We start from the raw sequence: 13381 nt of genomic DNA, 5'->3' as shown, positions 1-13381 counted from the left end.
ATGCATAGCAAATAAATCTAGGAGGGGTTTAAATGAAAGGATCTTTCAAAAAGTCTAGCCTGCTCGTAGTATCGTTGGTCATGTTATTAAGCCTATTGTCAGCCTGCGGCGGCAATGGGGCGAATAATGGAGCGAATAGTAGTAGTGCTGATGAAGGTTCGACTACTGCTACTAAAACAGTAAATGGCGTAGACATCTCCAAGCATGTAGATTTGAAAATGTTCTTGGTTGGTGATAAGCCGGCTGACTTTGATGCAGTATACGATGAATTAAATAAATTAATAGAACAGGATTTTAATGCATCGCTTCGCGTTGAGTTTCTACCGTTCAGTGATTGGACACAGCGTTATCCCCTCGTATTTGCCTCAGGTGACAAAGTGGATCTGATTTTCACTTCGGATTGGGCAATGTACGATCAGGAGGCGGCAAAAGGTGCTTTTGCTGAAGTAACGGATGAAGTACTGCAAAAGTATATGCCGATGACCTGGGAGAAACAAGAAAAAGTGTCGTTTGAACAGGCTAAAATCAATGGTAAGGCGTATTTCATACCGAATAATAAGGCAACAGCGAATCCATCCCAAGCGATTGTTATTCGTGGTGATCTTAGAGAAAAATATGGACTTCCAGAAATTAAATCCGTTGATGATCTAGAAGCATACTATTCTGCTGTTGCAAAGAACGAGAAGGGGATTTTTGCCTACGCGGCTTCCCAAAATAATGATCAGTTCAAGCTGCTGATGCTACAGCAATTAAATGAGTTGTACTTTATTAATACCAATACAGATTATGTTCAGACGAGTGAAGAGGCTCAATCTGCGCCGAATAAAATGGAATGGATTTACGAAACTCAGATGTATAAAGATTGGGTAACGAGAATGAAATCATGGGCGGATCAAGGCTTCTGGTCCAAAAATGCAATTTCGAACAAGACACAGCCAAGAGATGCATTTGAGAATGGAACTTCCGCATCCTTAATCTGGAACATTGGTACAATTGCCATGTCTGCACAGACGATCAACAAAACTCATCCGGAATGGAAGCCTGAGATCTATGATATTACTGAAGGCGGAGTGAAGTATCTTGGACGTTATACTGGGGATGGGATGGCCGTTGCGGATTCATCAGAGAACAAGGAACGTGCATTTATGTTACTTGATAAGATGAAATTCGATCGTAAATACAATGAATTGCTTCGTTTAGGGATTGAAGGTAAGCATTGGGAGCCTGTGGGCGATGACAAATGGAAGCCTGGACCTGAACAAGATAAGTATGCATTTGGTAGTGGCGGAACATGGGGCTTTAAAAATGAGGAGTTCGAGCGTATTAGTGTAGATGTACCTCAAATTTCGGTGGATATCGATGATGAGTGGGAGAAGTTTGTTATTCAGAATATAACTTCAGGCTTCAGATTGGATGATAGTAAAATTAGAAATGAGCAGGCTGCGATAAACAGTTCTAAGACGAAATATTTACCACTGCTTGAGTTGGGTCTAGTCGATAATGTAGACAGTTCTCTAGAAAAGTATAAAGAAGATGCAAAGAAAGCTGGGCAAGATAAAGTTGGATTAGAAATTCAATCGCAGCTGGATGCGTATTTAGACAGAGTGCAATAAAAATGATTATCCGGCGCCTGTCGGAGCGGCGGCGCTCCGACAGGCGCTTTTATTTTGAGTCAAGTTCATAATTCGTGAGGTGTAGTATGCAAACAACAGCGATTGATTCATTCGAAATAGAAAAATGGTCAGTATTCGAGATCCATCTGAAGGGGCCAGCAACAGGAAATCCCTATTGGGATGTGGAGATTACTGTTGAATTCAGGCATATCGCAGGAAAAACCGTGAATGTATCGGGTTTTTATAACGGCGAGGGTAATTATCTAATTCGATTTATGCCGGATCAAGTAGGACAATGGCATTATCGGACCGCTTCAAATTGTGAGGAGCTTGTTGGAAGCGAAGGAAGCTTTCAATGTGTTATGCCCTCCGGTAATAATCACGGTCCGGTGAGGGTACGAAATGATTACCATTTCGAATACGCTGATGGCAAGCCATATATCCCTGTTGGAACAACCTCTTATGGTTGGGCACATCAACAGCAGGGACTGGTGGAACAGACATTACAAAGTTTAGCTGAGGGCCCATTCAACAAAGTCAGAATGTGCGTGCTTCCACATTACAGCAAATTCAGCTCTGAACATATTCCATGCTTTCCGTTTGCAGGTAGTCCGACAGAATCTTGGGATTTCCATAGGTTTAATCCTGCTTATTTTCAAATGATTGAGAAGAATATCATCGCACTGCTGGAATTAGGCATCGAAGCGGATATCATCCTGCTTCATCCTTACAATAAACAATGGGGCTTTGATCGGATGCCGGCAGAGGTGGACGACGCTTATGTGAAATACGTGATGAACAGGCTAGGTGCATATCGTAATGTATGGTGGTCACTGGCCAATGAATTTGATTTTATGGCAGAGAAGACGATGGAGGATTGGCACAGAATCGGGCAGCTGATTCAAGAGAATGATCCCTATGGCCGACTATGTTCCAACCACAATGGATTTGTGATGTATGAACATTGGAGACCATGGATTACTCATGCTTGTGTCCAAGATGGACTCGCTGTTTCGATTCCCGGGAGAGCTGTTGTCTTGCGCAACGTATATCGTAAACCGATTATCTACGATGAGGTTTGCTATGAGGGCAATCTACAATTTGGCTGGGGTAAGTTATCTGCGGAGGAATTAGTAGCCCGGTTCTGGCGTGGCTTGGTCGAGGGTACCTATGTCGGGCATGGTGAGGTTCTAAGACCCGCAGGAGAAGCTGTTGATCAAGTCTGGACGGGGATTGGAGGTACACTTCGAGGACGTAGCATGGACCGACTAGCTTTTATGCGACAAATTGTAGAACAAGGTCCTAAGGAAGGGTTAAACCCCATTGATGAGTGGTTTCAGGTTGGGATTGCTGGAGAACAAGGCAGCTATTATCTGATGTATTTCGGAGAGAATCAACCTGACCACTGGGTGTTTGAAATTCCGGGAAAAGACCTTGAAATTCTAGAGGGCACTAAATTTGTAGTAGACATTATAGATACATGGAATATGGAAATTGAAAGACATCATGAAGTATTCGAGACCGTACGTCATGGTGAATACACGTATCGGGATATCTATAATCGCCGGATCAGGTTATCTGGCAAGCCTTATATCGCGTTAAGAATTGCAGCTGTGAAGCAAGATGCTTTGGCGGAAGTCAATACGAAGAATTAAGGGGGAAATGGAAATGACAATGAATTTGGAGCAAATGCAGGCACGGTTTGCCGAACCAAACCCTGAGTTCGGACCGGTTCCATTCTGGTGGTGGAGCGGTGAAGAAGTAACAGAAGAGCGTGTTCGCTGGCAATTGCAGAAGTTCCGTGAAGGTGGCTTGCGGAACATCGGTATTATTCATTTGGCTCCTACAGGACCACAGTATGGTTCTGTAGGAGATAATCCGGTATTTATGAGCGAACGTTGGTGGCTCATGTTCGAAGTTGCGGTTCGTGAGGCTGAACGATTGGGGATGCGAATTTGGTTTTATGATCAAATTGGTTTTTCAGGAGCCAATGAATTGGCGAGAATTGTTGCTGATCATCCTGAATATGCAGGACACTCGCTTCGACGTTTTACGTCAGAGGAAGAAATTCCTAGTGATGCTGCAGTACTCTATGAAACAACTGAATTTATATACGCGGCAACACGTCAGGGCTATAACTGGCATGATCCGAAAGCGGTTGCCACATTGCTAAACCGCGTGCATGGTGAGATGGAACGACGTTTCCCTAATGATTTGGGTCGTACTATAGCTGGAAGCTTTCAAGATGAGCTACCACCATTGCCGTTATGGTCACCAGAAGTATCTAGAATATATGAAGAACAATATGGGGAGAGCCTCATTCCGTTACTACCGGCATTGTTTGATCCCATTCCGATTGCGGAAACCATTCGCAGACGTGTTTATGCGATTGCCGCAGAACTCGCTGAGGAGGGCTTGTTCAGACCGTTAGGCAATTGGCACAAGAAATATGGTATGGTGATCGGCTGCGATCAGGCGGGTCCGGCTCGTCGCGTGGACGTACATGGAGCACAGCGGCTATATCTGGATTATTTCAAAACACATCGTAACTACAACTCCCCAGGCTGTGATATGGAAGGGGAGATCAAACCGAATGCCTCCATTGTACATCTGAATGAGGGGTCTCGTGTATGGTTGGAGGCATTTCACTCGAGCGGATGGGGCGGGACGATAGAGGAAACCATGCACTGGCTCGTGCCTTGGTTCCAAGCAGGTGCGACATTATTCAGTCCCCACGCCGTCTATTACTCCACACGAGGGGGGTGGTGGGAGTGGGCACCACCAGATACGGGTTGGAGACAGCCATACTTTGAACACTATGGTATTTTTGCCGATACGGTCAGCCGTGTGTCTTCCTTGTTAAGTGAAGGCAAGCATGTGGCAGACATTGCGGTGCATTATTCTTCTTACGCTGTCGTGGGAAATATGTCATTGGATGATGTAAAGCCGCTTGAGCATCCTATGGCTGCATCGGTTAGAGATCCAAACCAAACGGTAACGAGAATAAGAGATACTTACCGTGAGGTAACAGGCTCCGTCAATCGAAAAGAAACGGATGTTCTTCCAGGAGCACTACGTACACATCATCTTGATTTTGATATTATCGACGATACGATCATTGAACGTGCTGTGGTCAAGGATGGTGCGCTAGCCATTGCGGGCGAGAACTTTAAAGTATTGATTTTATGTGGTACGACAGTCATGGAAGCGCATGCGCATGAGCGAGTACAACAACTGATTGAAGCAGGCGGTCTTGTCATAGGCATTAATGTCCCAGAGGAAGAGCAGCTATTCCTTCCTCATGCTGTATATGTTCAGAACGCCAACGAGGCGATCAGCGAATTGAATAGACAACTACCGCGCCGTGTTGAAGGTCCTGGCTTGTCGTTGCAGCGCAAGGTGGAAGATGCAGATGTATTCTTGCTGCTTCCGCAGGATGGCAAATTACTTAGGATGCATGAACCAGCCAATGAATCCACGCGACCACTTGAGTCAGCTATATATCGTTTGAGATCTAAGGGAACCCCGACGCTATGGGATCCGGTGAGCGGCCATGTTCGTGAAATCGCTTACGACCGTGATGGTGAATATGTTCAAGTCAATGTGGATTTTCATGATTGGCCTGCCGCGATCATTGTATGCTCTGAAGAGCGGCTTCCAGAAGCAGCGGTTGAAGTGATAAAGAATAAGAGATCATCAGGGCGCTTCCCGGCGTTAACAGGGAAATGGGATGATCAAGCGTTCCAGACCCAAACGTTGGAACAGTGGCATGTTCGTGTTGAACCGACGCTGGATAACCGCTATGGAGACTTTGATCTACACGGCGATGACCGTGGATTAATGCCACCAGAGAGACGGGTTATGGATGTTCGTACAGAGCGCTCAGATGAGGATGGATTAAGCTCCAAATGGTTTTTGCCGCAGGAGGATGAAGATAATTGGGAGGAAAGACTCTGGAGTGAATCTGCGTATTGGTATGTTCACAAAGGAAGTGCCTTTGATCCTGAGAAGGCTACCCCACTTGTTTACAGTGAAATATTTGGTGATTTAGCTTTCCGTTCATGGGCTGGACGGATGGGACGTGTGCCGCGCCGCTATTTGTACCTGGGTGAAGTTCAAAAAGGTGATATTGTATGGGCCAATACTAACGCGATTGCACCTCAAGCGGGAAAATATTTTGCAAGAGCGGAGAGTAATGCGGATATCAGCTGTATGGTAAACGGTGTTGAATTAGAGTGGACGGGTGGACCTGAAGAGAAAACAGCCTGGATTGATCTGAAAGAAGGGGCGAACACGGTGCTGATTCGTGCGGAGGCACTATCCAATGCTGCCATTCGTGCCAGCTTTGAATTGAACGCCGAGGCTGCAGAAGCTTTACCTCATTACATTCATTCTAGCCATCCGAATTCAGGTACCAGCTTGAGAAGAATCATTGCGGCACCGGAAGCAAGTATTGTGAACAAGGTTCGAATTGTCTTTGCAGCGCGTGGACGCGTAATCTTGCAGATTAATGGCAAGACCGTTACGGAGCATGGGGATTTCAATCCATATCATCGTCAAGGACAGGAAGAAGTGGACGTCACTGCGTACTGGCAGGATGGTGAGAATGAAGTTAGGTTCGTTATGCCTGAAGGTCTGGGAGATGTTTTCGCAGACGGACGTATCGAGCTAAGAGGGGGGGATTCCATATCCTTTTGCACAGGAACTGATTGGCTTGATGAGCAGGATAACCCGTCTCTTGTTACACATGAAGCGGTTATGCATTTTTCAGAAACAGAATCTCTCTGGATTAACCCACGCCCTCATCCATTGCCAGGCGTAGGCTGGCTCATGCCGGATTCTGTCCCTTCATCCTCACCTGTACCGCTTGTTGCGAATTTGAATACGATCGCAAAGACCGTTTGGCTCCGGTTTCCACTCCCGGTCGGTGCTCATGGTTTCCGGTTATCAACAATTGGAACAGCACGTGTTTGGGTTGGGGGCGATGAAGTTGCGCTAGATGGAGGGGAAGCTTCATTTGCTCCGCAGCAAGCAGGAACAATCGCTGTCATAAGAGTTGAGCCGCAAGGCACTAAGACTGAAGCAGCAGTTCTTACAGATCCAATTCGCTTTGAAGTGGTTCCATTCCCAGGCGGGCTTGGAGATTGGCGAACAGAATTACATTTACCGCATCATAGCGGTGCTGTTGAATACGAGACAACGATTCATGTTGAACAGGCGTCAGAGGGAGCACTTGAGCTTGGTCATGTTCGCGGAACTGCTGAAGTTTGGTTGGATGGACAGCCGTTAGGTGTACGTGTGTGGAGACCTTATCGTTTTGCTCTTGGTCAGCTTGACGCAGGTGTGCACCGCTTGCGGGTTCGAATTACGAATACGCTTGGAACGCATTATGAATACGGTCGTCCAACCAGTCTGATCGGGGCGAACCATGAGGTCACCTATTGGGATCGAACAGAGCGTCCAGAATGGCAAGCGGCTTTTCCAACGGGTGGTTTATACGGTCCAGTTCGAGTAGCATTATGGGATATAAATTAAACGTACGAATCTTGTGAATCAATATCGAATATTGAGGAGGCTGGATGACATAGATATTCAAAATTGCTTAACCCCTTATAAAAGAGGGATACCCGTATTGGTTGGTTCAGGAGTTGAAGGTGCATTTGATTATCATGCCGTGGACTGTCCGTTCGTATTTCGGCATAATGAAAGATTTTATATGATGTATGTCGGTTTCGATGGTAAAGGCTATCAAACTGCGCTTGCTGTGAGCGATGATTTACTACATTGGGAGCATTTAGCGATTATTCTGAAACGAGATGAGAACGGATCGAAATGGGATTCAAGGAATGTTGCCGGTACTTGGATTTTGCGGGATAACGACTTACATGGCGCTGGGACACTAAAAAAATGGAACGGGAAGTACTGGCTTACCTATCATTCCTATCCTGGTGATGGATACGAAGAAGGGTCTGCCAAAATTGGTCTCGCATGGACTGAGGATGAAACACTGCTGACATGGAACCGCATAGAAGAGCCTATTCTAGTCCCTGAGAATGGTGAACCGTGGGAGATAGGTGGCCTGTATAAGGAATGCTTAGTAGAGCATGATGGATTATTCTATTTGTTCTACAATGCTAAGAACCAGAATCACGGACGTTGGATTGAGCAGACGGGACTGGCGACATCTACCGACTTAATGCAATGGAAGCGTTATGAGCATAACCCGGTCATTCAAGTAACGAGTGACGCTTGGGATAGCGGTTTCGTTAGTGATCCATGTGTACTGCGTGACCATGATCAATGGGTAATGTTCTACTTTGGATACAACTACAAGAAGGCGCAGGAAGGAATCGCGGTATCACAAGATATTTATTCGTGGACAAAATCCTCCGAGCCTATTATTACGGTTGGAGCCGTTGGTGAACTTGATGAAACGTATGCACATAAGCCATCGGTTATAACCCATAATGGCGTTCTCTATCATTTCTACACTGCAAGTAGACCGCCGCAACCGGGTGATTCAACGTGTAACACTTTTCCTGAATTCCGTTCCATCACGGTTGCTACATCAGCAGCTTTAAAGGAGTGATTACAGATGAAAAATAAATGGGGAAAGATTCTGTTTGGTGGAGATTACAATCCGGAGCAGTGGCCCAGGGAAATCTGGAAAGAGGATATGCGATTATTTAAGCTTGCCGGGATTGATATTGCAACGGTTAACGTTTTTTCATGGGCTTTAAATCAGCCCGATGAAGAGACCTTTCAGTTCCAATGGTTGGATGACGTGATGGATATGCTGCATGAGAACGGGATTCATGCCTGCTTGGCAACAAGCACGGCTGCCCATCCGGCATGGATGGCAAGCAAATATCCCGATGTTCTGACGGTTGATACGAAAGGGCAGAAGCGAATGTTCGGGCGGAGACATAACTCCTGTCCTAACAGTCCGGCATATCAGAAATTCTCCACCAAGATGGCAAGTGTTCTGGCGGAGCGATATAAGGATCATCCAGCGGTGTTACTGTGGCATGTGAATAATGAGTATGGCTGGAGATGTTATTGTGAGAACTGTGCATGTGAGTTTCGCGAATGGCTGAAAGAGCGATATGGATCGCTGGAGGCGCTAAATCGGGCATGGTATACCTCATTTTGGGGACATACGTTTTACGATTGGAATGAAATAGTATTGCCGAGTTCCTTGAGTGAGCATCTAGACGCAAATCATGATAAGACTGCTTTTCAAGGCATATCTCTTGATTACGATCGGTTCAATTCAGATAGCATATTGAAATGTTACAAGCTAGAACGTGATGCCATTAAAGCTGTGATTCCAGACGCTATGGTCACGACCAATTTTCAAGGGAATGGAACGTATAAGCCACTCGATTATTTCAAATGGGCGAAAGAGCTAGATGTAGTAGCACTGGATACCTATCCAACCAATGACATGCCGATGAGTCGTATCGCTATGCGTCATGATCTGATGCGAGGGCTCAAGGACGGTGCACCGTATATGTTAATGGAGCAAAGCCCAAGTCAGATCAATTGGAAGGATATCAATCCATTAAAACGCCCCGGTGTTATGCGATTGTGGAGCTATCAGGCGATAGCGCGTGGGGCAGAGTCGGTCATGTTCTTCCAAATGAGACGCTCCGTAGGGGCATACGAACAATTCCATGGAGCTGTCATTGATCACTGCGGTCATGAGAATACGAGGGTATTTCAAGAATGTACAGAGCTTGGGCAAGAACTGCAACGTTTAGGTGATACACTCCTGAATGCGAAGACGAGCGCGAAGGTTGCCATTCTGTTTGACTGGGAAAATTGGTGGTCTATTGAGCATTCGAGCGGACCTAGCGCACGCCTCCGATATGTGGAGCAAATTGAAAAATATTACGATGCCTTGTATGACCATAATATTCAGGTAGATATGATTGGTACAGATACGAATCTAGAAGAATACGAGGTTGTCATCGCACCAGTACTCTATATGCTGAAGCCGAATTACGCCAACAAGCTGGAGGAATTCGTGGAGCGGGGAGGTACGCTTGTTACGACATTCCTCAGTGGGATTGTAGATGAACACAATCTGGTAACGCTTGGGGGTTATCCAGGTCACTTAAGAAAGCTGCTTGGCATTTGGATAGAGGAGATTGATGCGTTATTCCCTGATCAGTCAAACTCCATGGTTATGGTAGGGCAACATAGTGATCTGGGTATAGAGGGTACCTTCCAATGCGGTCACTTATGTGATTTGCTTCATACTGAGGGCGCCGACATTGAAGCGGTATACGGCCGAGAATTTTATGCTGGAAAGCCTGTGCTGACACGAAATAAGTTCGGTAAGGGAGAAGCGTGGTATATTGCATCAGATCCGGAAGCGTCGTTCTTGTCGATGTTCTTAAAGCGCATAACCGAGCGTAAAAAGATTAACGCTATTCTTGAAACACCAGCAGGTGTAGAGGTAACTGTTAGGGAAAAGGAAGGTCAGCGTTACATGTTTGTGCTAAATCATAACGATAAACCGGTATCGGTTCACATTGGAGAAGAAGCACAGCTTGATCTTCTTGGAGCTCGAAGGATACATGGAAATACGGAAATTCCCGAGCATGGTGTTTTAATTCTGCAGACGACTCAATCAATTACTAGCGGGATTGGAGAGCGTCAATGAACAATAAACTGCGCATCGATAATATGTGGACAGAAGGAATTCAATCCCCGCTAGGGATTGACGTTGAACGACCAACCTTAAGCTGGAGCTATAATGTCGATTCAGGAAGGGCAAGAAAACAAACTGCATATCAAATTCGGGTATTTAACGAACTTGAGCACAAAGCTAATATAGATTCTGAAATTTGGAATAGCGGGATAATAATAGGCTCTCAACAGACAGGGATCGTCTACGAAGGACCGGAGCTTTTTTCGAAAAAACGATATTACTGGCAAGTGAAAGTATGGGATGAGCATGACCAACCCTCTGAAAGTCCAATAGAATGGTGGGAAATGGGCTTATTAAAGAAGGAGGAATGGTGTGGGGCATGGATTGGATTAGCAGATAATCATACAGGTACATCGATGCCGATATATCGTCGTGAATTTACTATAAAAGGAGCAGTTACACGAGCAAGGGCGTACATCAGCGGACTTGGTCATTACGAGCTAAGCTTGAATGGGGTCAAGGTTGGGGATTACGAATTGGATCCAGGATGGACGGAATATGATCGTACCTGCCTTTATACGGTGTATGATATATCGGCCAGCGTAGAGGAAGGTGTCAATGCGGTAGGTATTATGCTTGGCAACGGTTTTTATAATGTGGAAGGTGGGCGTTATACGAAATTTCGAGATTCCTATGGGAAACCGAAATGTATTTGCAATCTTCTTATTGAATATGACAATGGTACAACAGAGATCATTTCAACGGATTCGACCTGGCAACAGGGAAAAAGTCCGTTAACCTTCTCCTGTATTTATGGGGGCGAGGATTATGATGCCAGCCTAGAGCAGCAGGGGTGGAACCGTCCTGGTTTTGCGGAATTGAATGATTGGGATGCTGCAGCTGTAGTAAGTCCACCGATGGGGGAAATGAAGGCTCAGACAGCACCACCAGTAAAAGTGATGAAAATATTTGAACCCGTAGCTATCATGGAACCCCAGCCAGGAGTCTATGTTTTTGACCTTGGTCAGAACTTCTCAGGTTGGCCTATAATCGAAGTGGAAGGCTTGCGGGGTACGGTTATAACATTAACCCCGGCTGAACTGCTTGATAACAATGGTTTAGCCGATCAGTCGCAGACCGGATCACCTTATCGGTTGAATTATGTGTTACGTGGTGCCGGACGTGAGATATGGAAGCCGCGGTTTACCTATTATGGCTTTCGTTATGTGCAGGTGGAGGGAGCTATTGTCGCGAAGGGGCCGATAGGGCAAAGCATGTCCCACGAGAAAGCGATATTATGGGATATCAAAGGGCAAATGATATATCCTGATATTTCAGTAACAGGCAAATTTCATTGTTCGGATCCGCTAATAAATCGCATTCATGAAATTATTAACTGGTCTATTCTAAGCAATATGAAAAGTATCTTTACAGATTGCCCTCATCGAGAAAAGCTGGGATGGCTGGAGCAGGTACATTTGATGGGACCTTCAATCATGTTGAATTATGATGTAGAGGCAATAATGTCCAAGGTTTTCTGTGATATGGCTGATGCGCAATTACCGAATGGACTCATCCCTACGACAGCACCAGAATACGTGGTATTTCAAGCACCATGGCAGGTTTTTCGTGAGGCCGCCGCTTGGGGGGGCGCCTATATACTGGCCTCGTGGCAGACTTATCAGCGTTATGGCAATCGAAGTATTCTTGAACGTCATTATGAAGGCTATCGAAGATATATCGACTATTTAGTACAGCAATCGGATGGCTATATTCTGCGGGAAGGTCTTGGCGATTGGTATGATATTGGTCCCAAAGGGCCTGGTTTTTCCCAGAATACGCCTGTTGCTTTAGCAGAAACGGCGATTTTTTATGAGCTTACGACCGTGATGACAAATATATCTTCTCTGCTTGGAAAACGTGCGGAAGAAGAAGCATACAAGAAGCTGGCTACTCGGATTAAATCAGCTTTTAATGCGGAGTTTTTTGATCCACTGAAGGTACAGTATGCGACAGGTAGTGACACTGCTTGTGCAATGCCTCTCATCGTGGACTTAGTTGAGGAACCATACAAGGAAACCATATTCAGAGCTTTAGTACAAGGAATTGAGGAACGGGGTTGTCGTACAACCTCAGGGGATGTGGGGCATCGATATGTATTGAATGCACTCGAGTTAGGGGGGCGTTCCGATATCATTTGGAAGATGTCGCAGCAATCGGATGAACCAGGCTATGGATATCAGATTAAGCATGGTGCAACGACACTAACCGAAGCATGGGACGGTCCGACAGTAGGGAAATCACAGAATCATTTCATGCTGGGTCATTTAGAAGAGTGGTTGTATCGAGGCTTAGCGGGATTTGATTATCATTATGATCTGGAAACTGAACAATTCGTGATTCACATCAAGCCAAGTCACCTAGATGGATTAGATTGGGTGGATGTAGAGCATGATTTACGTGTAGGCCTGGCAAAGGTTCAATGGAAGCGAGAAGGAAATCGCCTGAGTCTGAAAGCGGATATTCCTGTGAATTGCCGTGCGAACTTCTATATTCCTTCTTCATCGGCTGATGGAGTCTTAGAGGACAATGAAATTGTTTCTAGCAACAATCAGCTTAAGATTATCGGATACGAAGATGGCTATCTCTGCATACAAACGGGCTCGGGTGCGTATTATTTTACGAGTCATTCAGCAAACGTTCATTAATCGAAAATGGATGAATAACCAAAATCCGCTGCCAACGATGTACTTTCGTTGAGAGCGGATTTTATTATTTTTGCATAGGAAGGGGATTTTCGCCTCTGAAGTGACTTTGCGGTAGATAACCCGAGGCGGAAATTAGGGAAAACCTCCCTAATAATGTGAGTTATATCGTGCACCAAGTGATAATTAGGGAAAACCTCCCTGATTATCGGGGTGATTCATTCAAAAAGAGAGTATTCAAGCATTTATTAGGGAGGAATTCCCTAAAAGCCGCAAATTGCACCGATAATCGGATAATATTAGGGAGGTTTTCCCTAATCCGTAAAGTGTGGAGAAGCTAAGTCCCGTTTTAAATCAAAATTAGTGGTTGCCCGTTCATGTTCAAATATAAGAAAGTATTAGTT

At 45.4% G+C, this 13381-nt stretch carries 6 protein-coding genes; all 6 read left to right on the top strand.

Annotated features, from left to right (window positions below):
• Nucleotides 1–32: 32 nt before the first annotated feature.
• Entirely contained in the window at nt 33–1613 is a 1581-nt protein-coding gene (locus NSS67_RS26250) for an ABC transporter substrate-binding protein (protein ID WP_339316670.1), read from the top strand.
• A gap of 86 nt (nt 1614–1699) precedes the next feature.
• Nucleotides 1700–3268: a DUF5060 domain-containing protein gene (locus NSS67_RS26245; protein WP_339316669.1), complete on the top strand. Its 1569-nt coding sequence runs from the start codon at nt 1700–1702 to the stop codon at nt 3266–3268.
• Nucleotides 3269–3281: 13 nt separating this feature from the next.
• The gene (locus NSS67_RS26240; RefSeq protein WP_339316668.1) at nt 3282–7148 is read left to right on the top strand and encodes a hypothetical protein; all 3867 of its coding nucleotides are present in this window, start codon (nt 3282–3284) and stop codon (nt 7146–7148) included.
• Between the two features lie 97 nt (nt 7149–7245).
• Nucleotides 7246–8202, top strand: coding sequence for a hypothetical protein (locus tag NSS67_RS26235; protein WP_339316667.1), 957 nt, complete (start codon nt 7246–7248; stop codon nt 8200–8202).
• A 6-nt stretch (nt 8203–8208) separates the two neighbouring features.
• The gene (locus NSS67_RS26230) at nt 8209–10284 is read left to right on the top strand and encodes a beta-galactosidase (protein WP_339316666.1); all 2076 of its coding nucleotides are present in this window, start codon (nt 8209–8211) and stop codon (nt 10282–10284) included.
• A complete protein-coding gene (locus NSS67_RS26225; protein ID WP_339316665.1) occupies nt 10281–12980 on the top strand; it encodes a family 78 glycoside hydrolase catalytic domain in 2700 nt (899 codons plus the stop codon). Before NSS67_RS26230 ends, NSS67_RS26225 begins: the two co-directional genes overlap by 4 nt.
• Nucleotides 12981–13381 lie beyond the last annotated feature (401 nt).

The sequence above is a fragment of the Paenibacillus sp. FSL R10-2734 genome (assembly GCF_037963865.1).
GTDB lineage: Bacteria > Bacillota > Bacilli > Paenibacillales > Paenibacillaceae > Paenibacillus_AQ.
The sequence above is the reverse complement of the archived record's forward strand: the minus strand, read 5'-3'. Positions and strand labels throughout refer to the sequence as shown.

Coding starts and splice junctions, on each gene's coding strand:
- NSS67_RS26250 (WP_339316670.1), top strand. CDS start 33: ATGAAAGGATCTTTCAAAAAGTCTAGCCTGCTCGTAGTATCGTTGGTC.
- NSS67_RS26225 (WP_339316665.1), top strand. CDS start 10,281: ATGAACAATAAACTGCGCATCGATAATATGTGGACAGAAGGAATTCAA.
- NSS67_RS26230 (WP_339316666.1), top strand. CDS start 8,209: ATGAAAAATAAATGGGGAAAGATTCTGTTTGGTGGAGATTACAATCCG.
- NSS67_RS26240 (WP_339316668.1), top strand. CDS start 3,282: ATGACAATGAATTTGGAGCAAATGCAGGCACGGTTTGCCGAACCAAAC.
- NSS67_RS26245 (WP_339316669.1), top strand. CDS start 1,700: ATGCAAACAACAGCGATTGATTCATTCGAAATAGAAAAATGGTCAGTA.